The organism is Saccharopolyspora antimicrobica, assembly GCF_003635025.1.
Lineage (GTDB): Bacteria > Actinomycetota > Actinomycetes > Mycobacteriales > Pseudonocardiaceae > Saccharopolyspora > Saccharopolyspora antimicrobica.
In genome coordinates this window covers 3,690,883-3,714,351 of record NZ_RBXX01000002.1, presented here as the reverse complement: position 1 = coordinate 3,714,351, position 23,469 = coordinate 3,690,883, and the positions used below count along the sequence as shown (strand labels likewise).

24 protein-coding genes are annotated in these 23,469 nt (G+C 69.7%); 10 read left to right on the top strand and 14 right to left on the bottom strand.

The features are described 5' to 3' along the window. The first annotated feature begins 102 nt into the window (after positions 1–102). Positions 103–438, top strand: a complete 336-nt coding sequence (locus tag ATL45_RS18160) for a hypothetical protein (protein WP_093157221.1) — start codon at positions 103–105, stop codon at positions 436–438. Between the two features lie 85 nt (positions 439–523). Here ATL45_RS18160 and ATL45_RS18155 read toward each other — a convergent pair whose 3' ends face one another. Together ATL45_RS18155 and ATL45_RS18150 are read right to left on the bottom strand one after the other, a co-directional pair. Further along, positions 524–904, bottom strand: a complete 381-nt coding sequence (locus ATL45_RS18155; RefSeq protein WP_093157222.1) for a type II toxin-antitoxin system death-on-curing family toxin — start codon at positions 902–904, stop codon at positions 524–526. A 15-nt stretch (positions 905–919) separates the two neighbouring features. Continuing rightward, positions 920–1,126: a type II toxin-antitoxin system VapB family antitoxin gene (locus ATL45_RS18150; RefSeq protein ID WP_093157224.1), complete on the bottom strand. Its 207-nt coding sequence runs from the start codon at positions 1,124–1,126 to the stop codon at positions 920–922. 120 nt (positions 1,127–1,246) lie between these two features. Between ATL45_RS18150 and ATL45_RS18145 the strand changes: the two genes are divergently transcribed. Next, on the top strand, positions 1,247–1,834 hold the full coding sequence (locus tag ATL45_RS18145) for a TetR/AcrR family transcriptional regulator (RefSeq protein WP_093157225.1): 588 nt from the start codon (positions 1,247–1,249) through the stop codon (positions 1,832–1,834). Between the two features lie 90 nt (positions 1,835–1,924). On the opposite strand, the gene ATL45_RS18140 is transcribed toward ATL45_RS18145, so the two are convergent. From ATL45_RS18140 to ATL45_RS18130, 3 genes are all read right to left on the bottom strand, one after another. Beyond that, complete coding sequence (locus ATL45_RS18140; protein WP_093157227.1) at positions 1,925–3,304, bottom strand: glycoside hydrolase family 18 protein; 1,380 nt, start codon at positions 3,302–3,304, stop codon at positions 1,925–1,927. Positions 3,305–3,552: 248 nt separating this feature from the next. Then, positions 3,553–4,176 (bottom strand): uracil phosphoribosyltransferase, encoded by a 624-nt coding sequence (gene upp / locus ATL45_RS18135; RefSeq protein ID WP_093157228.1) that lies wholly within the window; start codon positions 4,174–4,176, stop codon positions 3,553–3,555. 291 nt (positions 4,177–4,467) lie between these two features. Beyond that, positions 4,468–5,163: a TetR/AcrR family transcriptional regulator gene (locus ATL45_RS18130; protein ID WP_093157230.1), complete on the bottom strand. Its 696-nt coding sequence runs from the start codon at positions 5,161–5,163 to the stop codon at positions 4,468–4,470. Between the two features lie 107 nt (positions 5,164–5,270). Between ATL45_RS18130 and ATL45_RS18125 the strand changes: the two genes are divergently transcribed. Then, positions 5,271–6,833, top strand: coding sequence for an FAD-dependent monooxygenase (locus ATL45_RS18125; RefSeq protein ID WP_093157231.1), 1,563 nt, complete (start codon positions 5,271–5,273; stop codon positions 6,831–6,833). A 224-nt stretch (positions 6,834–7,057) separates the two neighbouring features. Then, entirely contained in the window at positions 7,058–7,876 is an 819-nt protein-coding gene (locus ATL45_RS18120; protein ID WP_246025412.1) for an endonuclease/exonuclease/phosphatase family protein, read from the top strand. Positions 7,877–7,926: 50 nt separating this feature from the next. Here ATL45_RS18120 and ATL45_RS18115 read toward each other — a convergent pair whose 3' ends face one another. Further along, positions 7,927–9,060, bottom strand: coding sequence for a glutathione-independent formaldehyde dehydrogenase (locus ATL45_RS18115; protein WP_093157233.1), 1,134 nt, complete (start codon positions 9,058–9,060; stop codon positions 7,927–7,929). A gap of 194 nt (positions 9,061–9,254) precedes the next feature. Between ATL45_RS18115 and ATL45_RS18110 the strand changes: the two genes are divergently transcribed. The 3 genes from ATL45_RS18110 to ATL45_RS18100 all read left to right on the top strand — a co-directional run bounded on the left by ATL45_RS18110 (position 9,255) and on the right by ATL45_RS18100 (position 13,248). After that, the gene (locus ATL45_RS18110) at positions 9,255–9,569 is read left to right on the top strand and encodes a CU044_2847 family protein (RefSeq protein ID WP_093157234.1); all 315 of its coding nucleotides are present in this window, start codon (positions 9,255–9,257) and stop codon (positions 9,567–9,569) included. Positions 9,570–9,941: 372 nt separating this feature from the next. After that, the gene (locus ATL45_RS18105) at positions 9,942–12,008 is read left to right on the top strand and encodes a WD40 repeat domain-containing serine/threonine protein kinase (RefSeq protein ID WP_211841244.1); all 2,067 of its coding nucleotides are present in this window, start codon (positions 9,942–9,944) and stop codon (positions 12,006–12,008) included. An 88-nt stretch (positions 12,009–12,096) separates the two neighbouring features. After that, complete coding sequence (locus ATL45_RS18100) at positions 12,097–13,248, top strand: alkaline phosphatase PhoX (RefSeq protein WP_093157237.1); 1,152 nt, start codon at positions 12,097–12,099, stop codon at positions 13,246–13,248. A 217-nt stretch (positions 13,249–13,465) separates the two neighbouring features. Here the strand turns inward: ATL45_RS18100 and ATL45_RS18095 are convergent, their stop codons facing one another. Further along, on the bottom strand, positions 13,466–14,092 hold the full coding sequence (locus ATL45_RS18095; RefSeq protein WP_211841243.1) for a class I SAM-dependent methyltransferase: 627 nt from the start codon (positions 14,090–14,092) through the stop codon (positions 13,466–13,468). 290 nt (positions 14,093–14,382) lie between these two features. Next, positions 14,383–15,837 (bottom strand): alpha/beta hydrolase, encoded by a 1,455-nt coding sequence (locus ATL45_RS18090; RefSeq protein WP_143121729.1) that lies wholly within the window; start codon positions 15,835–15,837, stop codon positions 14,383–14,385. Between the two features lie 324 nt (positions 15,838–16,161). Between ATL45_RS18090 and ATL45_RS38915 the strand changes: the two genes are divergently transcribed. Together ATL45_RS38915 and ATL45_RS38910 are read left to right on the top strand one after the other, a co-directional pair. Then, a complete protein-coding gene (locus tag ATL45_RS38915; protein WP_170210269.1) occupies positions 16,162–16,815 on the top strand; it encodes a hypothetical protein in 654 nt (217 codons plus the stop codon). Positions 16,816–16,823: 8 nt separating this feature from the next. Continuing rightward, entirely contained in the window at positions 16,824–17,675 is an 852-nt protein-coding gene (locus tag ATL45_RS38910; protein WP_170210268.1) for a transporter substrate-binding domain-containing protein, read from the top strand. A gap of 72 nt (positions 17,676–17,747) precedes the next feature. Here the strand turns inward: ATL45_RS38910 and ATL45_RS18080 are convergent, their stop codons facing one another. The 4 genes from ATL45_RS18080 to ATL45_RS18065 form a co-directional block, all read right to left on the bottom strand. Next, entirely contained in the window at positions 17,748–19,880 is a 2,133-nt protein-coding gene (locus ATL45_RS18080) for an MMPL family transporter (protein WP_211841242.1), read from the bottom strand. Positions 19,881–20,030: 150 nt separating this feature from the next. Next, positions 20,031–20,264, bottom strand: a complete 234-nt coding sequence (locus ATL45_RS18075; RefSeq protein ID WP_093157240.1) for a hypothetical protein — start codon at positions 20,262–20,264, stop codon at positions 20,031–20,033. Further along, on the bottom strand, positions 20,261–20,590 hold the full coding sequence (locus ATL45_RS18070) for an ArsR/SmtB family transcription factor (protein ID WP_093157242.1): 330 nt from the start codon (positions 20,588–20,590) through the stop codon (positions 20,261–20,263). Before ATL45_RS18070 ends, ATL45_RS18075 begins: the two co-directional genes overlap by 4 nt. 45 nt (positions 20,591–20,635) lie before the next feature. Further along, positions 20,636–21,232: a nucleotidyltransferase domain-containing protein gene (locus ATL45_RS18065; protein ID WP_093157244.1), complete on the bottom strand. Its 597-nt coding sequence runs from the start codon at positions 21,230–21,232 to the stop codon at positions 20,636–20,638. 117 nt (positions 21,233–21,349) lie between these two features. Here ATL45_RS18065 and ATL45_RS18060 point away from each other — a divergent pair, with 117 nt between their 5' ends. Beyond that, a complete protein-coding gene (locus ATL45_RS18060) occupies positions 21,350–22,147 on the top strand; it encodes an aminotransferase class IV family protein (RefSeq protein ID WP_093157245.1) in 798 nt (265 codons plus the stop codon). A gap of 1 nt (position 22,148) precedes the next feature. On the opposite strand, the gene ATL45_RS18055 is transcribed toward ATL45_RS18060, so the two are convergent. Continuing rightward, positions 22,149–22,493 carry a MerR family transcriptional regulator gene (locus tag ATL45_RS18055; protein WP_093157247.1) on the bottom strand — a complete coding sequence of 115 codons (345 nt, stop codon included), beginning with the start codon at positions 22,491–22,493 and terminating at the stop codon, positions 22,149–22,151. Between the two features lie 97 nt (positions 22,494–22,590). Continuing rightward, positions 22,591–23,409, bottom strand: coding sequence for an alpha/beta fold hydrolase (locus ATL45_RS18050; protein ID WP_093157248.1), 819 nt, complete (start codon positions 23,407–23,409; stop codon positions 22,591–22,593). Positions 23,410–23,469 lie beyond the last annotated feature (60 nt).

The following is a 23,469-nucleotide window of genomic DNA, read 5'->3' as shown; positions in this document are numbered from 1 at the left end:
TAACGGCGCAGATTCCCCGAACCACCCCATCCAGGCCGTCGGAAGACATCTCCGCAGGGACTCCGGCAGCATTTGCGGGGCCCGAGGGGTTACGCTGCGACAGTGAGTGAGGAATCGATCCGACTCGAACTCGACGACTCCGGCGTCTCCGTGGATCTCCCACAGCCCCCTGGTTCACACGATCAGGTTCAGGGCGTTCCCTACCGACCTGTCGAGTTCCGCGACAACGACCTACCGGCCGCCTTGGAGCGTTCCGCCAAGTGGCTCCGCGCAGCCCAGGACTGGTTGGGCGAACCGCTCGACGTCATCGCAGTCCACCTGGACTACGACGATCGCGAGGGTGCTCCCTACTACGACCTGAAGTTGCTCTGCAACGAAGAGGACCTGGCGGGCGCACCGATCGCGATGCGCAAGCTGCAAAGCGGACCCGCCGCCTGACCCGCACAACGATCGCGGTGGCCCGGCCGGAGATACCGACCGGGCCACCGCCGTGTCTGGGCAGCACGAGTTCAAGAACAGGTGTTCACGCCTTCGGCTTCGCCCAGGACTCCAGGTGACCAGCGATTTCGGGGAGCTCCAGCTGGTCACGGCCGACCTCGCGGACCATCTCCAGCGCCGCGTCGTCGGCGGCCTCCACCCACCAGCCGTTGAGGTCGCACATCGCCACCGCGGCCACCCACGCCAGCCGCCAGTTGCCGCCCGCCAGCGGGCGGGTGCGGACGATCGAGTCCAGCAGCGCGGCGGACTTCAGCCACAACGTCTCATAGGCCGGCACGCCGAACACCTCGGCGTGCGGCCGGTACGCGGCCGCGTCGAGCAGGCCGCCGTCCCGCACCATCAGGTCGCCGTCGGTCACCGCCGTGGCGAGCAGGAGCAGATCCGACGTGTCGAGGTAAACGATCACGCGGTCAATGGTCGATCATGCGCTGCCGAGCTTGTCCAGCAAGCCCCGGTACCGCGGCAGCACCCGCTGCACGACCTCGTCGAGCTGCTGCTCCTTCTGCTGCCGCGCCCAGCGATCGGCCAGCGCGCTGCGCACGACCTCCTGCTTGGAGCGCCCTTCGGCCGCCGCCAGCTCGGCGAGCCGCTGGTTCTCTTCGTCGGTGAGACGCAGGGTCATGGCCATGCCGCGATGGTATCGCGCTGATACCACTCGCGGGAGGCGATAGTTTCGGACGATGAGTCCTTCTCAGCGCTGAGGTTCCGCCACCCGCACCGCCACGCAAAACGAGTTTGGAAGACCTCAATGGCTAGACCGCGAGCGCACGACGACGCCTTGCGCACCCGGCTGCTGGATCGCGCGGGCGAACTGCTGTCCGCGCAGGGCCCGGAGGGGCTCGGACTGCGGCGGCTGGCCGCGGACGTCGGCACCTCCACCACCGCGGTGTACTCGCTGTTCGGCGGCAAGCCGGGACTGGTCCGCGAGCTGTACGCGGAGGGATTCCAGCGGCTCGGCGACCGGATGGCGCAGGTGCCCCGCACCGACGACCCGGTGGCCGACATGTGCGCGCTCGGCCTGGCCTACCGGGAGAGCGCGCTGGCCAACCCGCACTTCTACTCGATCATGTTCGGCCGGGCGGTGCCGGACTTCGTCCCGGACGAGGAGTCGGTGCAGACCGCGCTGCGCAGCATCCGGCCGCTGCAGGACGCCGTCGCTCGCGGCATCGAGCAGGGCCTGCTGGCGGACACCGATCCGGACGAGATCACCTTCGCCGCCTGGGCCCTGGTGCACGGCCTGGTCTCGCTGGAGCTGAACTCCCCGCTGACCCACGACGACACCAGCGCCCGCTACGAGCGGGCGCTGGTGAACGGTATCGCGGGTTGGAGGCGCTGACCCCGGAGCGACGGGGGGTTGTGGTCCCCGGGGCCAGCGCGTCGTGCCCGACCTGGCGTGACCACGCCGGGCACGACCGTTCGCCGGGCCCTAGCCGAGGGCCGTGTGGAGGGCGGTCATCAGCTCGCCGTTCGGGGTGTCGCCGTCCAGCGACCAGATCATCGCGCCGCCGAGGCCCTGCTTCTTCAGGTAGTCGACCTTGCGCTTGATCTCGGTCGGGTCGTCGTAGGTCCAGAACGTGGTCCCGTCGAAGAGCCAGGCGAAACCGGCCTGCTCGTCGCGGTGCAGGGTGTACTGACCGGCCTTGGCCTTGAGCACCTTGTAGTCCTCGATGCCCGCCTCCCAGGTCGCCGGCGCGGGGCCGGTCGAGTTCTGGAACAGGCCGTTGTTCTGGTTGGTCACACCGGTCCAGCCACGCCCGTAGAACGGCACGCCGAGCACCATCTTGTCGTTCGGCGCGCCTGCCGTCCGCCAGGCGTTGATGGTCTGGTCGATGCTCCACTTCTCCGGCGACGGGTCGCCCTGCGGGCTGAGGATCGCCGACTGGTGGTTGGTCGTCGGGTCGTAGGCGCCGTGCAGGTCGTAGCCCTGGATCGTGCCGAAGGTCAGCAGGTCGAAGACCTTGGGCACCTCGAAACCGGCCTCGATCTTCGCCGGGTCGGCGGGCAGGAAGGCGCTGATGTCGTAGGTCTTGCCCGTCTCCTTGCCGACGGCGTCGAGCTGGGTGCGCCACTCCTGCAGCAGCGCGGTGAAGTTCTGCTTGTCGGCCGGGTCGACCACGTTGCCGGGGCCGCCCTCGGAACCGGGCCACTCCCAGTCGAGGTCGACGCCGTCGAAGATGCCCGCCGCGACGCCGTCGCCGCCCTGCGGCTCGCCGCCGATCTTGGGCATGTTGCCCCGGATCCACATGTCGATGCAGGACTTCACGTGCGCGGCGCGCGACTGCGGGGTGGCCGCCGCGTTGTGGAAGTTCTTCGACCAGGTCCAGCCGCCGAAGGAGATGTAGACCTTCAGGTGCGGGTACTTCGCCTTGAGCTGCTTGAGCTGGTTGAGGTTGCCCGCCAGCGGCTGGTTGTAGGCGTCGGCCTGACCGCTGACGGTCTGCTCGGCGGTGAACCGGCGCTGGTAGTCGGCCCAGGCGTCGCCCTCGCCGGTCTGGTTGACCTGGAAGCACTGGCCCGCGGTGTTCAGGTTGCCGAAGGCGTAGTTGATGTGGGTCAGCTTCGCGGCCGTGCCGGAGGTGTCGAGGTTCTTGACGAAGTAGTTGCGGCCGTAGATCGACCACTGGGTGAAGTAGCCGACCTTGCGGGCGGCGGCCTGCGACTGGGCCTCGTCGGCGGCTTGCGGCCGGGGGTCCGCCGGGGCGTCGGTGGCGCCCGCCGGGGAGGCCAGCAGGGGCAGTCCCAGTGCGAGGACCGAGGCGAGCAGCACCGGGAGCCGGAACGGGAATCTGCGACTTCGAGAGGACATGGCGACTCCTACTTCATCGGGGGGATCGCTCCATGTGTGGTATAGACCATATTCGGATCAGGTCTAGACCAGCTATCGCCTGTTCGGCCGAAAACTGCTGCTGCGGCCGGACTCCGGGAGAACCTCCACCTGGAGACGCCTCGGACCAGGGAATTCCCAGTTTTCCGGGGCAGAACGAAACCTCCCCCGGCCGAGGCGCAGCCCCGAGCGGAGGAGGTTTCGCTATTGCGTTAAATCCGGGAAAGGGATCAGACGGCGCCGTACTCGCGGTCGCCCGCATCGCCGAGGCCGGGGACGATGTAGCCCGACTCGTTCAGGCGGTCGTCGATGCTCGCGGTCACCACGCGGACCGGCAGGCCGGACTCCTCCAGCCGCCGCACGCCCTCCGGCGCCGCCAGCGTGCAGATCGCGGTGACGTCGCTGGCGCCGCGCTCGGTCAGGATCCGGATCGTGTGCACCATCGAACCGCCGGTGGCCAGCATCGGGTCGAGGACGAACACCGGGCGACCGGACAGGTCGGCGGGCAGCGACTCCAGGTACGGCGTGGGCTGCAGGGTGGTCTCGTCCCGCGCCAGGCCGACGAAGCCCATCTGCGCCTCCGGGATCAGCCGGTGCGCCTGGTCGGCCATGCCCAGGCCGGCCCGCAGCACCGGCACCAGCAGCGGCGGGTGGGCCAGCCGGTAGCCGTCGGTGCGCGCCACCGGGGTGTGGATCGGCTCCACCGCGACCTCGGCGTCCCGCGTGGCCTCGTACATGAGCATCAGCGTGAGCTCCTGCAAGGCGGCGCGGAACGCAGCGCTGTTGGTGCGCGCGTCGCGCATGGTGGACAGCCTTGCCTTCGCCAGGGGGTGGTCCACGACCCGAACGTCCATGACCGACAACAGTAACGGCCGACTCGCGGTTCCACGTCGCAGCTGGTCGGGAACGTGTCGCCGATCGCAACCGTCCACTGCGGAGCGTCAACCGCCGATCACCCGGCGTGGGACCGGCGGCGCGACCAACGCGATTTCAATGGAAATCAGACGTCCAATTTCAATTGAAATCGCACCAGATCCCGACGCGCGGTCGGTGTGTCGGTGCCCGACACGCCGATGGGCGCGCAACTTCAATTGAAGTCGAAGGTCTGATTTCCATTGAAATTGCGTCACCGCGGGGCGCCGGGGTCAGCCGTCGGTGGCGGCGATGCCCTTGACCAGGAGGTCCAGGCCGAACTCGAAGCGCTCCTCGTCGGTGCCGGACATCAGGGCCGGGAGCAGGGCGGTGATCGACGGGAAGCGCTCCGGCGGGAGCTCCGAGAAGTACTGCTGGACCTGCGCCATCCGCTCACCGCGCTCGGCATCGCTGAGCCCGAAGTCCGCGGTGCGCTCCATGGCCACCGCCGTGGCGTAGAGGGCGAGGACGTCCACCGCGAAAGCGACCACCCGGTCCGGTTTCCCCGCCGCGCGCAGGATCGCCATCATCGCCTCGCTGACGTGCAGCGCGTTCGGCCCGGTCGGCGCCGGGGTGCGCATGACGACCTGGGCGATGCCGGGGTGCGCGCCGAAGACCGCGACCTGCTGGCGGATCAGCTCCTTGAGCTGCTCCTGCCACTTCGCCGGGTCGGGCTCGGGCAGCGCGATCTCGCCGATCACCAGGTCGAGCATCAGCTCGTGCAGCTCGTCCTTGTTGCGCACGTAGGCGTACAGGGAGGCCGCACCGGTGCCCAGCCGCTGCGCGACCTTGCGCATGCTGACCGAGTCCAGCCCTTCGGCGTCGAGCAGGTCGAGCGCGGTGCGCACGATCAGCTCCAGGCTCAGCGGCTGCTTGACCGACCGCTCGCGCGCGACGCGCTGCCGCCAGGGCGGGACGGGCACGGACATCGTTCTCCCCACTTCGATCGCTGCTGCGAACACCGTACTTGACGCGAACACCGTTCGTCTGTAGAACAGCGTTCGTCGCACGAGCACTGTTCGAAGGAGCTGTCACGATGTCCGAACGCACTCCCGTCCTGATCGCCGGCGCCGGGCTCGCCGGGCTGTCGACCGCCGTCTTCCTCGGCCTGCACGGCACGCCGTCGCTGGTGGTCGAACGCCACCCGGGCACCTCCACGCACCCGAAGGCGCGCGGCCAGCAGCACCACGTGATGGAAGCGCTGAACCTGGTCGGACTGGCCGAAGCGATGGTCGAGGCCTCGCCGAAGGACACCGGATTCCTGATCCGCATAGCCGAGAGCGCGAGCGGCCCGGTGTTCCGCGAGATCCTGCACGACACGTTCCTGCCGCTGGACGACCTGACGCCCGCCCGCTCGGCGGACGCCAGCCAGGCCGCCGCGGAGCGCATCCTCGCCGAGCGCGCCCGCGAACTGGGCGCCGAGATCCGCTTCGCCACCACCCTGGAGTCCTTCGAGCAGGACGACTCCGGGGTTCGCGCGGTCCTCTCCGACGCCGCCGGGACCCGCACCGCGCACGCCGACTACCTGGTGGCCGCCGATGGACACCGCAGCCCGATCCGCGAGCGGCTGGGCATCGGAACCCACGGCCGCGGCACGCTCGGGCACTCGGTCCACTGGCTGATCCGCGCCGACCTCGCTCCCGTCGTGGGCGACCGCCAGGTCCTCTACTACCTGCAGAACCCGCGGATCTCCGGCGGTACCGGCGCGGTGGTCAGCACCGATGAGCCCGACCTGTTCGTCGTCGGCGTCGGCTACGACCCGGAGCACGAGAGCATCGACGACTTCCCGGAAGAGCGCGCCCTGGAGCAGATCCGGCTGGCCACCGGCGTCCCCGACCTCGCCGCGGAGATCGTCTCCGCGGACACCACGGTGGCAGCGATGCGGGTCGCGGACCGCTTCTCCAGCGGGCGGGTGCACCTGGTCGGCGACGCCGCGCACACCATGCCGCCGCACGGCGGGCTCGGCGGCAACACGGCCATCATGGACGGCTTCCACCTGGCGTGGAAGCTGGCCGCCGTGCTCCGCGGCGAGGCCGGGCCGGGCCTGCTGGACAGCCACGACGCCGAGCGGCGGCCGGTCGGCGAGCTGATCGCGGAGAACCAGTTCAAGAACGCCATCGCACGCAACATGCCGCACCTGCAGCGTGACGACGACACCCCGCCGATCGAGGACCCGGGCATGCTGCTGTTCGGCTACCGGCACAACGGCGCGGTCGTCGCCGAACCCGGCGACGCGGGCGAACTCCTGGAAGACCCGACCACGCCCACCGGCCGTCCCGGCTCGCGCGCCCCGCACGTCCTTCTGTCCACTACGGACGGTGAGGTCTCCACGATCGACTTGTTCGGACGGGAATTCGTGCTGCTGACCGAGTCCGAGGCGTGGGCGAAGGCCGCCGAGCAGCTGGCCTCGGACCTCGGCGTCCGCCTGCGGGTGCAGGTGCTCGGCGGCGAGCTGACCGGCGACTGGACCGGAAAGTACGGCGTCACCACCGACGGAGCCGTCCTGGTGCGACCGGACCGCTTCATCGCCTGGCGCAGCCGGGGCGCTGGCTCCGCGGCCGACCTGGAGGGCGCCCTCCGCACGATCCTCGACCGCTGAGCAGGGCTGGCGTGACAGGCTCCGTTTCAGCTGGGTCCGTGAGTGCTTTGGGGCGTTATAGCACCCCAAAACACTCACGGCTCACGAACAGCACAGGCCCGTTGTAGGCGCTGGAGACCGGCGGCAAGGTACATCTCCGGTTGGCCTGGGCGTACGGACGAGGGCCAGGCGAGTTCAACAATGGTCGGTAGGAATGCTTCGTTCGACCGATTCGGAGGTACTCCGTGAAGCATTCGTTCGGCCGGTCCGCGCTGGTCGCCGCCCTTGCCCTGGTCGCGATCGTGCTCGCGCCGATGGCGTTCGCCGATGTCCCGCCGCGGCATCTCACCGTTGCGACGTTCAACATCAAGCACGGCGCGGGAACCGACGACGTGCTCGATCTCGAGCGCACCGCCGGCGTCGTCGAGAAGTCCGGCGCCGACGTCATCGGCTTGCAGGAGGTCGATAAGCACTGGTCCGACCGCAGCGACTTCGCCGACCAGGCCGCGTGGCTGGCCTGCCGCCTCGGGATGCACGTGGCCTACGGCGCCAACCTGGACCTCGACCCGGCGAACCCCGGCGAGCCGCGACGTCAGTACGGAACCGCGATCCTGTCCCGCTTCCCGATCCTCGACTCCCGCAACACGCTGCTCCCCCGGGCGCCGCAGGGTGAACAGCGCGGACTGCTGGAGGCGCGGATCAACGTGCGGGGCAAGAAGATGCTCTTCCTCAACACGCACCTGCAGCACACCTCGCAGGCCGAGCGCTCGGCGCAGGTGGAGGCGATCAACGGGATCGTCGCCGGGCGGAACCTCCCCGCGGTGCTCACCGGTGACCTCAACGCCACGCCGGACGCGCCCGAGATCGCCGAGATCACCGAGCACCTCGTCGACACCTGGCCCATCGCCGGGCGAGGCGACGGCTTCACCTTCGACGCGGCGGCGCCGAAGGTGCGCATCGACTACGTCCTGGCCTCGCCGGAAATCGATGTCCACCGCGCCGAGGTGATCTCGACGACGGCGTCCGACCACCTGCCGGTCGTCGTCGACATCGCGCTCCGGTAGCCGGAACGCCCCGGCAGCACCGGCTGCCGGGGCGCGCCTTCAACGTCCGGTCACGGGTGGAGGACGACCTTGGTGTAGCCCTCGATCCGCTGGTCGAACTTCCGGTAGGCGTCCGGAGCGTCGGAGAGGGACAGCTCGTGGGAGACCACGAAGCTCGGCTTCGCCCGGCCGGCGATGATCATGTCGCGCAGCTGCCGGTTGTAGCGCTTGACGTTGCACTGACCGGTGCCGATGACCTGCCCCTTCTCGAACATCCGGCCGACCGAGACCAGCAGCATCCCCCGCTTCGCCTCGTCCGTCGGACCGCCCGGGTCAGAGGGCACGTACAGCCCCGGCACGCCCAGCCGCCCGGTCGCGCGCACCGTGTCGATCAGCGAGTTCAGCACCACCGCCGGTTCTTCCTTGCTGCCGTCGCCGACCTGGGCCTGGTAGCCGACCGCGTCGATGCCCTTGTCGGTGCCCTCGCCGTCGGTCTGGTCCTTGATCATGGCGACCGGGTCGCCCTGCGAGAAGTCGATCGGGATGGCTCCCATCTCCTCCGCCTTGGCGAGCCGCTCCGGGACCCGGTCGACGCTGAACACCCGCGCGGCCCCGCGCAGCAGCGCCGAGTAGGCGGCCATCAACCCGACGGGCCCGGCCCCGTACACCACGACGCTCTCGCCCGGCGAGACCTGCGCGAGCTCACACCCGTGGTAACCGGTCGGGAAGATGTCGGCGAGCAGCACGAAGTCGGCCTCGTGGCTGCCGTCGGAGGGCAGCGTCAAGCAGTTGAAGTCGGCGAAGGGAACCCGCAGGTACTCGGCCTGCCCACCGCTGTAGGGACCCATCGCGACGTAGCCGTAGGCGCCGCCGGCGAAACCGGGGTTGACGGTCAGGCAGAACCCGGTGTTGCCCGCCATGCAGTTCTTGCAGAACCCGCAAGCGACGTTGAACGGCATCACCACGCGGTCGCCGCGGTTCAGGCTGGTCACGCCGGAGCCGAGCTCCTCGATGATGCCCATGTTCTCGTGGCCGAACACGATGCCCGGCTCGGCCGCCGTGCGCCCCTCGTACATGTGCAGGTCGGAGCCGCAGATGGCGGTCGAGGTTATCCGCACGATCACGTCGTTGGGGTGCTGGATGCTCGGCCTGTCCACCTCACCGATCGCGACCGAGAAGGGCTCCTGGTACACGACTGCTTTCATGACGGACCACCTCCGGGTGAGGACGCGCGTTTCCCCTGTGCATGCCGCCTCCCGGCTACCCCGCACCGGGCTACGCAAGACCCGGCTGGCGGTCACCCGAACGAGGGCCTTACGCGGAGTTGCCGAAACCCGCGACACCGACAGCCGATCTCCGGTTAACTTCGGTCACAACCGCAGCGGGCTGGGGGTTACCGATGTCTTTGGTGAAGATGCCGCTCGAGGACGGCGGCGAACTGCTCATCGAATCGGTCGACGACCACGGTTCGATCCCGGTCGGCGGCGGCCGCGTCGTGCAGGCCTCGGAGACCGTGCAGAAGGCGATGGGCAGCATCCGGTCCGCGGCCGAGGCGGTGCTCGGCGAGCTGCGCGCGATGGAACAGCCGCCGTCGAAGGTCAACGTCCAGTTCGGCATCAAGGTGACCGGCGAGGCGAACCTCGCGGTGGCCAAGTCGGCGGGCGAGGCGAACTTCAACGTCACCATCGAGTGGAACGGCGTCGACGAGTCCTGATGGACGGTCTGGCGGCAGGCCCGCTCGACCCCGCCCTCGTCCGGTTGCGCACCGGCCGGAGCGTTCTGGGGGCGGGGGTTCCTGATCGCCCCCGACGTGATCGCCACCTGCGCACGTCGCCGACCTCTTGTGCACCGATCCAGCTCGGCGGCGAGGAGATGTTCCGGACTCCCTGCCGGATTCCGGACCGGGAGCTCACCGAGCAGGAGAAGACGGGCTTGCCGCTCCACGCGAGCGCTGACCGACCTTCCCGATCCGCCCCCGAAGCGCTGACTTCCTGGCAAGATCCAAAGATTGGTCGAGTGCGGTCCCGGAGAGGGGATCATGGCAGGTCACACAACTCAACACCCCGGTTCCAGCTCCGGGTCGGCGGTGCGACCGTTAGCGCCCTCGATCCCGCGCGAGATCGGTCAGTACCGGATGCTCGCCGAGCTGGGCCGGGGCGGGATGGGCCGGGTGCTGCTGGGCAGCGGCCCCGACGGACGGCTCGTCGCGCTGAAGCTGGTGCACGAGCAGTTCGCCGAAGAGCCCGGGTTCCGGGCACGGTTCCGCCGCGAGGTGGAAGCTTCCCGGACCGTCTCCGGCGCCTACACCGCCGCCGTCATCGACGCCGACCCCGATGCGCCCACACCCTGGCTGGCCTCGGTGTTCGTGCCCGGCCCCTCGCTGCACGAGGCCATCACGACCACCGGCACGCTGCCCGAGCAACCGGCGTTGCGGCTGGCCGCCGGGCTCGCCACGGCGCTGACCCACATCCACCGGGTCGACCTCGTGCACCGGGACCTCAAACCCGCCAACGTGCTGCTCACCGACGACGGCCCGCGAGTGATCGACTTCGGCATCGTCCGGGCCATCAGCGGTGACCAGACCAGCGAACTGACCCGCACCGGGTGGTTGATCGGCTCGCCCGAGTTCATGTCCCCCGAGCAAGCCGGCGGTGACCCGGTGACCCCGGCCAGCGACGTGTTCTCCCTCGGCGTCGTCATCGTCGCCGCCTGCATCGGTGACAGCCCGTTCGCCGACAGCTCGACCCTGCGCACCCTCAACAACATCGTGCGCGCGGAGCCGGACCTCACCGAGGTTCCACCGCCGGTGCGGCGCATCGTCGAACCGTGCCTGGACAGGGAGCCCGCCAACCGGCCGACGCCGGCCGAGGTGCTGGAGTCGATCGGCCCGATCACACCCTCGGCCCAGCCGTGGCCGACCGCGGTGCACGAGTTGATCGCACGGCGAAAGCAGGACGTCGCGGAGATCCTTCACGAGGCACCGCAAACCCGCACGACGACCGAAGCCGGCCCGCCGACGATGGCCGAGACCCGACTGGACACCAACCCCGAGCCGGAGTCTTCCCCGACCACCCGAATCCGGCGGCTCCGCATCGGTGCGCTCGTCGCCGCTGTGGCGCTCATCGGCATCCTTTCCTGGGTGCTGTGGCCGGTTTTGCGAGCACCAGCAACGGAATTCGAGCAGGTCGGCACCATGTCCGGGACAGGCTCGCCGTGGGCCGTGGAGTTCAGCCCGGACGGCCGCACGCTGGCCATCGCCCACACCAACGGCACACTGCAGCTGTGGGATGCGGAAAGCCGGCAGCCCATGGGCCAAGGCCTCGTCGCCTTCGCCGATCTGGAAGATCTGGCGTTCAGCCCGGACGGCCGCACGTTGACCACGGCGGGAGTGGAGACGATCGGGTCCGGGGAGAAGGGCGACGAGCGGTGGATCGTGCAGCAGTGGGATGTGGCCAGCGGCTACCAGCTCGGTGACCCCTTCACCGTCGAACCCCACCCGGAAGACAGGTACTCGATCAGCGCACCGAAGCTCCTGGCCGACGGTCGCACCCTGGCTGTGGTGCACGAACCTGATTCCGGCTCCTACGTGCAGCTGTGGAACGTCGCGAGCCGCCGGCAGACTGCGCAGTTCGGCATCGACGAAGCAGCGGAGTTCAGCCCGGACGGTCGCATCATGGCCGCCTTGGGCGAAAAACCCGACGGCGTCGAAACCCTGGAGCTGTGGGACACCGCCGGCCAGCAGCGCATCGGCAACCCGATCAGCTTTCCCCCGGGAGAGAACACCGACGCCTTCGCGTTCAGCTCGAACGGCGATCTGCTGGTGACCACCGGCTACCGCACCACCCCGGACGAATCGCTGACCGACGCGGGCACGATCCGGTTCTGGAACCCCGCCGACCAGAACCAGGTACGGCAGCCCATCATCCTCCCGGAGCTCCGGATCGGTTCGATCGCGCTGAGCCCGGACCGGCACCACCTCGTCGGATCCTCCTCTGATTCGAGCACCCTGGAGCTGTGGAACACCGACAGCGGGCAGAAGATCGACACCTTGGCCGACGTCCGCGACGCGGCGCTCAGCCCGGACGGCCGCACCCTGGCCACCGTGAGCCGAGAGAACGACACCGTGCGAATGTGGCTGGTCCCGGGCAGCTGACGGGCGGATGAGCCGAACGGCGGTAGTTGACCTCCCGCCGCTTCCGCCAGGATGGGGTTCCGCCGCCGACGGACTGAGAGGAGTCGTTGTGCGGCGTCGTTCTTTTCTCCGGGCTGCCGTGGTCGGTGGTGGGGTTGCCGCCTTTTCCGGCGGGTTGTGGACCGGGGCTGCCGTGTCCGTGCCGAACCGGTCGGCGGAAGGACCGTACGGGCCGCTGCTGCCTGCCGACGGCAACGGGCTGGAACTGCCGGAGGGCTTCACCAGCCGGATCATCGCGCGGTCCGGGGACAAGGTCGAGGGCACGTCCTACACCTGGCACGACGCTCCTGACGGCGGGGCGTGCTTCGCCGACGGGGACGGCTGGATCTACGTGTCGAACTCCGAGATCGAGCCGGGCGGCGGGGTCGGCGCGGTCCGGTTCGACGTCGGCGGGAACATCGCCGACGCCTACCGGATCCTGGACGACACCCGGCGCAACTGCGCGGGCGGGAAAACGCCTTGGGACACCTGGTTGTCCTGCGAGGAGGTCGGCTACGGCTACGTCTTCGAGACCGACCCGTGGGGGCGCGACGAGGCCGTGCGCCGGGACGCCATGGGCAAGTTCAACCACGAGGCCGCCGCTTGCGACCCGGTGCGCAAGGTCATCTACCTGACCGAGGACGAGCCCGACGGCTGCTTCTACCGGTTCCGGCCGAACAACTGGGGCGACCTGGGCGCGGGTGGCGTGCTGGAGGTGCTGGCCGCCGGGTCGGAGACCTCGGGCAAGGCCACCTGGGTGGAGGTGCCCGAACCGCTGCCCGAGGACGGCGACACCCCGACGCGCGAGCAGGTCTCGGAGGCCAAGCGCTTCGACGGCGGCGAGGGCTGCCACTACGCCAACGACCGGTGCTGGTTCACCACCAAGGGCGATGACCGGGTGTGGCAGTTCAACGCCGCCGACGACACCTTCGAGCTGGCCTACGACGGCGACGGTGACCTGAGCGGCGTGGACAACATCACCAGCAGCGACTTCGGCGACCTCTACGTGGCCGAGGACGGCGGCAACATGGAGATCTGCATCATCACGCCGGACGACGTGGTGGCCCCGGTGGTGCGGGTGAACGACCAGGACGAGTCGGAGCTGTGCGGCCCGGCGTTCAACCCGGCGGGCGACCGCTTCTACTTCTCCTCCCAGCGCGGCACCTCGGGCTCGTCCTCCGACGGCATCACCTACGAGATCACCGGCCCGTTCCGCCACTGACCGTCGTGAGCGCGTAACAGTGTTCCAGCCCTGTTTCGCGCTCACGACCGGTAGCGGGTGGTGAGCCCGGTGCCGAGGGCGCCGAGGTGGTCGTTGAGGGCTTCCGGTTCGATGACGCCGGGTTTCGGGCGTCACTGGCAAGGCGTGATGAAGCGGCTGGTCGGGGCCCTCACCGAGTCCTGACGGCCGGCGACTTCGCGCGACCGCCTCCGGGTTGTCAGCGGCCGGTGTTGCGCCACAGGAGCGTGTAGCGCCAGAAGAGGCGACGTTGGACCACTGCTCCGGGGAGGATTTCCGCTGCTGCGGTGCGGATCTCCAGGAGCGTGTTCGCCGGGTCCTTGACCGGCATGCCCTCGTCGTGGGGCTTGCCCGCGCGGCCTCGGGCCGCCTTGTAGGCGCCGACGGCCGCGTTCGCCGGGAGGGTCACCGCGTCCAGGGCGAAGTCCGTCGGCGTCTGCTTGCGGTAGTGGCCGACGACGGCGAGGGTTCCGCCCGGTCGCAGCAGGTCGGCGAGGCGGGTCAGCGCTGGGCGCAGCGGCATGTGGTGCAGGCTCGAAATCGCCGTCACCGCGTCGTACCCCGACGAATCCAGCGACAGGTCCAGCACGTCACCGCACAACCAGCTGACGTTGCGGGCCGACGCACCACTGGCGCGCTCGATCATCTCCGGCGAGACGTCCACCGCATCGACGTGCTCCGCCCGCTCCGCGAGCTCCCGCGCGAACGCGCCGGTCCCGCAACCGACGTCGAGCACTCGTGCGCTCCGCGGCGGCAACTGCCGCAGCAGCCACGAGTGGTAGTGCGCGTTGTGGTCCCACAGCAGCGCCTTCGGTAGTTGGATCACCGAACCTCCAGATCGCACGCATCAGGCCGCACGGTCGGCCGACTCTTCCCCCGCACCGGTTCCCGATTCTGCCGAAGGAGCTGTCACTGCTCCCCGGGGACGGGAGCGCTCGCCCGGAGCGTCGGCGGGTGGTGTGGCGATTTCGCGCGAAATCGCCCGCTTCCACCCCTGGCGATCGCCGATTTCGCGCGAAATCGCCATCCCGAACGGCCGGACGCGCACCCGGCCGTCCGCGAAGCCGTGAATTTCCCGGAGCCCGGAAAGCACGCGCCTCGCGGACGGCCTTGCCGTCAGCCTGCCGGTTCGGTCGGCCAGACCGCTTCGCAGTGGGTGTCGGGCGCCGGCGTTCGCAGCGTCGTCACGTAGTCGTCGACGTAATCGGTCACGCAGGGGCTGTGGTAGTACTGCCCGTGGCCGACGCCGTCGTAGTGCAGCAGGACCGAGTTCTCGATCTGGTCGGCCACGGTCCGGTTCCAGGCGTTCGGCGTCGCCACGTCGTAGCGTGCCGTCACCAGCAGGATCGGCGGTGTTCCGGCGATCTCCGGCTCGTGCTGCGGGTTGCTGACCTCCCCGGGCCAGCCGAGGCACGTGGCCACATCACTCCAGAACGGGGAGAGCTTCGTCTGCGGCGCGAGCTGCTCCGCGCGGTCCCGGTAGCTCTGCAGCTCGGCGAAGTTCCCGACGTCCCAGCGCCAGTCGTCGCACCAGATCGCCTGGTAGGAGTTCTGCGCCAGCTCCACCGGCGCGGCCTGCGCGGCGGCCGCCGGTCCACCGCCCGCCAGCGCCCGGAACCGCTCCGCCAGCGGGAACCACCGCTCCTCCGGCGCGTACATCGCGGCCTTGAGCTCGCGGCGGAGGAACTCCGCGCTCAGCGGTTCGCCGTTGACCGGGTCGATCAGCGTTCCGGCTTCGGCCTTGCCGTGCAGGTCGGCCCACAGCGCGCGGACGTCCGAGCCGTGCAGCGCGCAGTTCTGCGTGCGCTCGCACCAGTCCGCGAAGGCGTTGAACGCGCCTTCCTGGTCCTCGGTCGTCGTCGCGATGTAGTCACCGCCGGAGCGCATGCTGTGGTCCATGTTCGAGTCGAGGACCATCGACCGCACCCGGTCCGGGAACAGCTCCGCGTACTGCTGCCCCACCTGCGTCCCGTACGACGCGCCGTAGAAGTTCAGCTGCTCCTCGCCCAGCGCCGCGCGGATCGCGTCGAGATCGCGGACCGCGCTGACCGTGTCGACGAGGCCGAAGGCCGGGCTGTTCTGCTCGCAGTCCTCGCCCAGCTTCGCGTTGTAGTCCAGCAGGGCCTGGTACTCCTGCTCGGATTCGGGGAAGCTGCTGGGCTTCTGCTCCAGCAGCTCGGCGCTGCACCGGACCTCGCTGCTGCGCACGACGCCCCGCTGGTCCCAGCTGACGATGTCGAACCGCTTGCGCAGCTCGCCGACGGACAGCGCGTCCGGGCTGTTGACGTACATGTCGATACCCGAGGCACCCGGCCCGCCCGGCGCGGCGAACAGCACGCCGATGCGGTTCTCCGGTTCGGTCGCGGGTAATCGCCCGATGGCTATCTCGATCTTCGCCCCGTCCGGATCCTGCCAGTCGAGCGGGACTTCGACCGAAGTGCACTCGCCCTGCTGCTCGCCGCAGGGTTCCCAGGCGAGGTCGGCACCACCGGCCAGCGCGGGTTGCGCGCCGGTCAGGGTGGACAGCACGAGCACGGCGGATGCCGCCGCGTACAACGGAATTCTGCGCACCAGATCTCCTCGTGTGAGCCGTTGGCGTTCCCGAGGCTAGTGACCGGTGGTCGCCCCGGACGGCGCGTTCGGAGCATCCGGATTCGGCCGGGCCGACGCCCGGCACAGGACCGTGAGCACTTTGCGGGGCTGCAGCACCGCGAAGTGCTCACGAGCCCCGCCGATTGAGCCGAACAGGTGACGATTGTCCGTTCCGCCCTGAATCGCCCCCGTTCGGCGCAACACTCCCGCCACGCGGAACACCTTCGCGGGCGAACTCGTTGACCATGCACCACCACCGGCGCCGCACCACCCGCGCCGGACTCCGCAACAAGTTCCGCAAGAGTGCGAACATGGGGGTTCGACGCCGTGCTGGACTTCTCGAAACTGAAAGCACCGCTGCCGCCCAGTTTCTTCTGGACGCTGCTGTTCTTCCTGTGCCTGTTCGGCTTCACCGCCTGGCTCCTGCAGGTCAACGCGGGTGCGGAGATAGCGGGCGTGCTGAGCCTCGCGGTCAGCGTCGTGGCCCTCATCGCGAGCCCGTCCGACAGCCGCCCGGCGGTGTGGGGAGCGCTGGCCTCGGCGTTCGTCCTCGTCGTCCTCGGCACCCTGGGCTACCTGATCTACGACAACCTCCGCAGCGTCGACGTGACCGCCGACGTCCGCTTCGAAGGGGCTCAGCAGAACTCGCCGGTGCTGATGAACAGCCAGCGCACGACTTTCACCATCCCGGTCACCGAACCCCGCGACCACCTGACCATCAGCTTCAGGATCACCGACGCTCCGGACAGCGAAGCGGTCCAGGACTGCGGCACGGACACCTTCACCTCGGTCGAGCTCGCCCTGGGCGGAAACCCGGACGCGATCCGGCTCGAATCGGGCGAGGAGCGGACGCTGCCTGTCCGCGGCGACCCGGACATCCGCGGTGCGGTGACGATGAACGCGCTGGTCGACTGCCAGATGCAGCTCCAAGTCGCCCGCGCGGAACTGCACAACTGAGGGGAACCATGAAAGCAAGAGTCCTGTCGCTCCTCGCGCTGCTCCTCCTGGTCGCCGGATGCTCGACGTCGTCGGAGTTGTTCAAGGACGACAAGTACATCCACGTCGGGGTCAAGGTCGATCAGCCCGGCCTCGCCGGCGCCCGGCCGCACGACCCGACCACCTACCAGGGCTTCGAGATCCAGCTCGCCTGGAGGATCGCGGAGCACTTCGGCCGCGAGCCGGTCTTCTACCCCATCACCTCCGCGAACCGGGAGATCTTCCTGCAGGACGGCCGGGTCGATCTGGTCATCGCCAGCTATTCGATCACCACGCCCCGGCGCGAGAAGGTCGACATGGTCGGCCCCTACCTCCGGTCCCAATCGGGCGTGCTGGTCCGGAACGACTACTCCGGCCCCGATCAGGTGGGCGCGTTCACCGGGGCGGAGGTGTGCACCGCCGACGGCACGACCTCGATCGAGCTGATCAAGAAGGAGCTGAACGGGCAGGAGCCGCAAACCGCGCCGAGCTTCCAGTCGTGCCTGGACAAGCTGCGCGACCGCGATGTGAACGCGGTGATGACCGACAAGCTCATCCTGGAGGGGTTCGCCGCCAGCTCCAGCGGGGAGTTCAGGGTCCTGGAGCGGGTTTTCGGGCAGAACGGGTACTACGGGATCGGGATGCGCAAGGGTCACCCGGCGGAGTTCGAGGAGATCAAGAAGCTGCTGAAGAGCTACGTCGGCAGCGCCGAGTGGAAGCGCGACTTCGACACCTACTTCGGAGGCGTGAACCAGGACGACCACACCGTCGACCCGTCCAACATCGACGAGAAATCCATCGTCCTCGTGTGCGAGGCACCGGGCCAGTGCACTGAGCGATGAGCCCGGCAGCCTGCCGTCGACCCATGAGCACTTCGTGGGGCCAGAACCCCACGAAGTGCTCACGGTTCTCGTTCAGCCGGTCGGCAGCGGCGTGCGAACGGTTGCGGGTTCCTGCTGGGGTTTCCAGGGCCACCAGGCCGCTCGGCCCAGGAGGGTCAGGGCCGACGGGAGGATCAGGACGCGGATCACGAAGGCGTCCAGCAGGACCGCCACCGCGAGGCTGAAGCCGATCTGCTTCATCTCCGCCAGGTGCAGGAACACGAAGCTGGCGAACACCGTCGTCATCACGACCGCCGCGCTGGTCACGACCTTGGCCGACTGGTGCACCCCGAGGTGGACCGCGTCGCGCTCCGGGACTCCGCGCAGCACCGCTTCGCGGATCCGGCTCACCACGAACATCTGGTAGTCCATCGACAGCCCGAACAGGATCACGAACAGGAACAGCGGCACCCGCGAGCCGATCGCGCTGGTCGCGCTCGGGTCGAAGCCGAACAGCGTGGTGGCCAGCCCGTGCTGGAAGAACACCACCAGCAGGCCCATCGCACCGGCGGCCGACAGCAGGTTCAGCGCCACGCCGACCAGCCCGATCACCACGGACCGGAACACCAGCACCGTCACGGCGAACGTCAGCAGCAGCAGCGCGATCACCACGACCGGCAGCTTGTCGTTCTGGTGCGCCAGGTAGTCCACGTCGCGCGCGACGTCGCCGGTGACCACGACCTCCGCGCCGGGCACGTGCCCGGCCACGGTCGGCAGGTAGTCCGCGCGCAGGTGCGTCAGCGACCGCGCCGCCTGCTCGGAGCTCGGGTTGAACGGGACCGACACCTGCACCGCGGTCACCCGGCCGCCGGGCCCGGTCCTCGGAGCGGTGACCTCGCCGAACAGCGGGTCTCCCTGGACCCGGCGTCCGAGGTCGGCCAGCGCGGCGCGCACTTCCGCCGCGTCCTGCGGGGCCGCCGCCACGACCACGTCGTGCCGGGTGCGCAGCTGCGGGAACTCGGCGGTCAACCGGTCGTAGACCTGCAACGCCGGGATGTCGCGGGAGTGGCTGTCGCGGTTGAGCACCCGCATCTCCATGCCCAGCAGCGGGAGCGCGAGCAGCAGCATCGCGAGCACCGAGAAGCACAGCGTGCGCACCGGGTACTCCGCCGCCGGGCGGGAGATCGCGTCCCACAGCCGTCCACTTCGGACCTTCTCGGGCTTGGCGGGGCGCTTCGCGGTGCGGCGGCCGATGAGCACCAGCAGCGCGGGCAGCGCGGTGATGGAGCTGACGACGGCGACCAGCACCACGGTGATCGTCCCGGTGGCCAGCGAGGCGAACACGATGTCGGTGGCCAGGTAGAGCGTCGCGGTGGAGACGATCACCGCGAGCCCGGAGACGACGACCGTCCGGCCCGCGGTCTCGGCGGCCAGTCCCACCACCACCGCCGGGTCGAGGTGTCCTCTCGCCCGTTCCTCGCGCTCCCGCTTGAGGTAGAACAGCGCGTAGTCAACGCCGACCGCCATGCCGATCAGGATGATCACGTTGTTGCCCACCCCGGCGTCCGGGATCAGGTGCGACACCACCATCGACAGGCCGATCGCGGACATGATCGAGGTGATCGCGAGCAGCAGCGGAACCCCGGCCATCAGCACCGAGCCGAACACCACGAGCAGCGTGATCAGCGTGACGGGAAACGTGATCGCCTCGGACAGCGCGAGATCGCTGCTGCGCTGCTCGTCCACGCCCTTGCTGATCGAGGCGCTGCCGGTCTGCTCCAGCACCAGGCCCGGGTAGTTCCGCTGCACCCGCTCGGTCTGCGCGGTCAGCTGGTCGAGGTGCTTCCGGGCTTCCAGCTCGGGTCCCCGCATCGACACTTCGACCATCAGCACGCCGTTGGCGGAGCGAATCGGCGCCGCGACTCCGGCGACCACCGGCTGCTCGCGCAGCAGACCGGTCAGCTCGTCGGCCGCCGCGCGGGCTTGCGGACCGCCGGAGATCGTGACGTACTCGGTCGCCGGGCGCTGCAGACCCGCCTCGGAGGCCAGCTCTTCGGCCCGCCCGGCCTCTCCCACCCGGTAGTCCTCGCTGGTCGCGCTGTTCGTGCCGACCATGCTCCCGACTCCGAGGCACAGCGCGACGAACACCACCCAGCTGATCAGCGCGCGCCCCGGACGCGCTGCGCTCCACCTCGCCACCGAAACGGTGACCGACGGCCTCTTCACCCGTTCAACCCCTCAGTCAGTTTTCACCTGTAATCTCAGACTGACAGGTGAAACTACGAGCGGTCAACCGGGCCGCTGTCCTGCGCGGAGAACGAGAACGGGAGGAGCCGGAACCGGCCCCTCCCGCGGATGACGCTGCCTTCCGGCGATCTAGCCGACGCTGCGCAGAAGCTCCTCCACCGACTTGAGCCGCTGGTGCACCTCGGCCACCTCGGCCCGCAGTTCCCGCTGCTCAGCGACGGCCTGCTCGGCGAACTCCCGGTAGGCGGTCAGCGCCTGCGCGTCCGCCCGGTGCTGCTGCAGGCGGAAGTACGCGATGATGCTCGTGGTGACTCCGGCCACAGCTATCAGCGTGACCAGGATGCCGACGACCTCTCCGCTCATTTCCGGGTTCCCTTCCCGTCCGGTGACTCCGCGTCGTCCGACTCCTGCAGCGCCGCGCGGATCGTGGCGACGTCGAGGGTGAACTCGAACGGACGCAGTTCGAAGTACTTGAGCGCCTTGCCGTCGGCGGAAAGCTCCAGGTTGCTGTCGACCAGCTCCGCCTTCTCCAGGCGCTCCAGGTGCATGTAGAGCAGGGGCCGCGACATGCCGAGGCGGCGCGCGAGTTCGCTGACGTACAGCCGCCCGTCGGCGAGTTCGGCGATGATCCGGAGGCGCTGCGCGTGGCCCACGGCGGACAGCAGCGCCAGCAACTGCTCGCTGTTCATCGCCCCACCGCCCAACGCCGCTCCGTCAGTTCCCACTTTCGCATGTCAGCCCGGACTGGCGTGCGCCAGCCACGGGTGGGCGCCGTAGGTGTCGCCGATCGCCTCGGCCAGCCATCGGCGTTGGCCGGGGGTGAGCAGCGGCAGCAGGGCGGCGAAGTCGGCTTCGTCCTTGGGCCGGGTGTCCTTCGCCTTGTAGAACAGCAGGATCTCAGGCGCCAGGTACGGGATTCCGCTCGCGCCGGTGCGGCCGATCGACCGCACTTCGCGGCGCACGCGCGGGTTGCGCCGCGAGGTCCAGCACTCGCCGTCGGACTCGTCGATCATGAGCTGGATCCGCCACGGCCGGTCGGCCGCCGGACGGCACCAGACATCGCAGACCTCAGCGGGCAGGATCTCCCCGGACTGCCACGGCCGCAGCGCTCCCGGTGGATCGGCGGCCCACCACTCCCACCCGCGCAGGACTTGCTGAACCGCCAGGTGATCGCGGCGAAGCACCAGGACGTCGATGTCGCCGTGCTCGCGCAGCGACCGCCCGAGCGCCTGCTCGACGGCGTAGCCGCCGGCCAGCCACCACGGAGCCGCCAGAGCGGCGAACAGCTCGTGCACTTCTGCCGGCGGGACCGGATCCCAATCGGTGCGCATCGGGAACCAGCATGCCGCAGCTGTGTTCCGGGCCACTGCGGGTTGACCTTCCAACCGGTTGGAGGCCCTAGCGTCCTTCCTGAGCCCAGACGGGAAGCACGAGCTCAGGAGCCACTCATGTCCTTTTTCGCCGTTCAGCGCAATGGCCGGGAAGCCACCGCCGAGGAGCTGGCGCCGCTGGCCTTCGCCGGCTTCGCGCACATGACCGCCATGCAGGTGCGCGACGGCGGCGTGCGCGGCCTCGACCTGCACCTGGAGCGGCTGCGGAACGCCTCGCTGACGATGTTCGGCCAGGCGCTGCCCGACGACCAGGTGCGCGCCCACCTGCGGACCGCCGTCGAAGGCTCGCCCGCCGACCACTCCCTGCTCGCCACCGTCTACTCGAACGCGGGCGAGTTCACCGCCGCCGACGGGCCGCTGGAGGTCCTGGTCCGCACCTCGCCCGCGGCCTCCGGCCCCACCGGTCCGCTGTCGCTGATGACCGTCGAGCACGAACGCGCCCTCCCGGAGCTCAAGCACGTGGGCGAGGTTTCCAAGACCCACTCCCTGCGACGAGCCGTGGCGCAGGGCTTCGACGACGCGGTCTTCCTCGACCGCCGGGGCCGGTTCAGCGAGGCCTCGATCTGGAACCTGGCCTTCTGGGACGGCGAAGCGGTGGTGTGGCCCGACGCCGACATGCTGGTCGGAACCATGATGGGCACCGTCCGCAGGCAGCTGGAAGGATTCGGCGTGCCGCAGCGGACCGCCCAGATCCGGCCCGCCGACCTCCCGGAGCTGGCGGGAGCGGTGGTCATGAACTCCTGGACGCCGGGCATCGCGGTGCACCGTATCGACGCGACGGACGTCCCGGCGGCGCCGGAGTTCCTGGAGCTGCTGCACCGGGCGCACCAGGCGGAACCGCTCGTCGCGCCGTGAATCAGGAATTCTCGAGGAATCCGGCCAGGTTGCTGCGGCTGCGCTGCAGCTCGGCGATCCGCTCCTCGGCGATCGCCAGCTCCCGGTCCATGATGGCCCGCACGTCCACGCACCACTCGAACTCCGGCAGCTCACCGCGGACGCAGGGCAGCACCGCCCGGATCACCTCGGTGGAGAGCCCCGCTTCCAGCAGGGCGCGGATCTGCCGCACCACCACGACCGAGTTCTCGTCGTACTCGCGATAGCCGTTCGCGCCCCGCCGGGGCTCGAGCAGCCCCTGCGACTCGTAGTACCGCAACAACCGCGCATCGACCCCGCTGATCCGCGACAACTCCCCGATCAGCATGTGCCCTCCGTCCGACCTGAGCCTGCGCCCAGTATGCCGGGAGCCGCCGCCCCGCCCGGCTGACGAAGTGCACACCGGCGCCGACCCGCTGGTCGACTCAGCGACCGGCGCGATCGAGCGCCGCGATCTCGCGCACTGCCCCGGCGATGGCGCCGAAGTCCTTGCGCAGGATCGCACCGTGGTTGCTCGCGACCTTCGCGCTGATCTCGATGTTCGGGTTGCGGGCGGTCACCGCGCCGAGGGCCGCGCGGAGGCGTTCCTGCTCGTCGCCCTTGCTCCCGAAGGAGGTGCCCGAGGCGAGCACGTACCGCGCCGGGACGGTGATGCCGTCCAGCACCGGGCCCAGCTCGCGCTCGCGGGCCAGCTCGCCGAGCTCGATGTTGATCTCCGCCATCTGCTCGGCGGACATCCGCGGGGCCAGGCCCGTCGGCCGCACCAGCGGCATTACCCAGCTCAGCCGCTTGAACAGCTTCCGGATCCGCTGCTCCATGGCCTCGTCCAGCCAGTCGTAGGGCTGCGCACCGTCGACCATGACCGCACCCAGGGCGCGGTCCGGATTCCGGTTCGCCCAGTGCGCCGCGACGAACGCCCCGTAGGACCAGCCCACCACCAGCGCCCGCTCCACGCCCCGGGCCGCGAGCACGGCGTCGACGTCCCGGACGGCGGCTTCGAAGGAGCAGTCCGCCGACCGCTTCGACCGCCCGCGGGCCCGCTCGTCGTAGGTGATGTGCCGGAAGTCGGGGCCCAGCTCGGCGAGGACGCGCCGCCAGTAGCCCTGGGTGGCGAACTGGCCGTTGAGGTAGACCACCGGGACACCGGCACCGCCGCTGTCGGTGACCGCCAGCTCCGCGTCGTCGACCGGCACCATGCCGGTCCAGGTCGAGGTGGCCGGGGAAGCGCTGTTCTTCGTCGTCATGCCGCCAACTCTCGGCGGCCGTCGTGACACCGCCCTGACGTTGCGCTGACGCGGTCGCTG

Bases quoted from the DNA above. Each gene is read 5' to 3' on its own strand.
- ATL45_RS18065 (WP_093157244.1), bottom strand. From the start codon at position 21,232: ATGCGCACCGATTGGGATCCGGTCCCGCCGGCAGAAGTGCACGAGCTG.
- ATL45_RS18075 (WP_093157240.1), bottom strand. From the start codon at position 20,264: ATGAGCGGAGAGGTCGTCGGCATCCTGGTCACGCTGATAGCTGTGGCC.
- ATL45_RS18050 (WP_093157248.1), bottom strand. From the start codon at position 23,409: ATGACGACGAAGAACAGCGCTTCCCCGGCCACCTCGACCTGGACCGGC.
- ATL45_RS18150 (WP_093157224.1), bottom strand. From the start codon at position 1,126: ATGGCCATGACCCTGCGTCTCACCGACGAAGAGAACCAGCGGCTCGCC.
- ATL45_RS18110 (WP_093157234.1), top strand. From the start codon at position 9,255: ATGTCTTTGGTGAAGATGCCGCTCGAGGACGGCGGCGAACTGCTCATC.
- ATL45_RS18055 (WP_093157247.1), bottom strand. From the start codon at position 22,493: ATGCTGATCGGGGAGTTGTCGCGGATCAGCGGGGTCGATGCGCGGTTG.
- upp (WP_093157228.1), bottom strand. From the start codon at position 4,176: ATGGACGTTCGGGTCGTGGACCACCCCCTGGCGAAGGCAAGGCTGTCC.
- ATL45_RS18070 (WP_093157242.1), bottom strand. From the start codon at position 20,590: ATGAACAGCGAGCAGTTGCTGGCGCTGCTGTCCGCCGTGGGCCACGCG.
- ATL45_RS18130 (WP_093157230.1), bottom strand. From the start codon at position 5,163: ATGTCCGTGCCCGTCCCGCCCTGGCGGCAGCGCGTCGCGCGCGAGCGG.
- ATL45_RS18060 (WP_093157245.1), top strand. From the start codon at position 21,350: ATGTCCTTTTTCGCCGTTCAGCGCAATGGCCGGGAAGCCACCGCCGAG.
- ATL45_RS18140 (WP_093157227.1), bottom strand. From the start codon at position 3,304: ATGTCCTCTCGAAGTCGCAGATTCCCGTTCCGGCTCCCGGTGCTGCTC.
- ATL45_RS18115 (WP_093157233.1), bottom strand. From the start codon at position 9,060: ATGAAAGCAGTCGTGTACCAGGAGCCCTTCTCGGTCGCGATCGGTGAG.
- ATL45_RS38910 (WP_170210268.1), top strand. From the start codon at position 16,824: ATGAAAGCAAGAGTCCTGTCGCTCCTCGCGCTGCTCCTCCTGGTCGCC.
- ATL45_RS18145 (WP_093157225.1), top strand. From the start codon at position 1,247: ATGGCTAGACCGCGAGCGCACGACGACGCCTTGCGCACCCGGCTGCTG.
- ATL45_RS18125 (WP_093157231.1), top strand. From the start codon at position 5,271: ATGTCCGAACGCACTCCCGTCCTGATCGCCGGCGCCGGGCTCGCCGGG.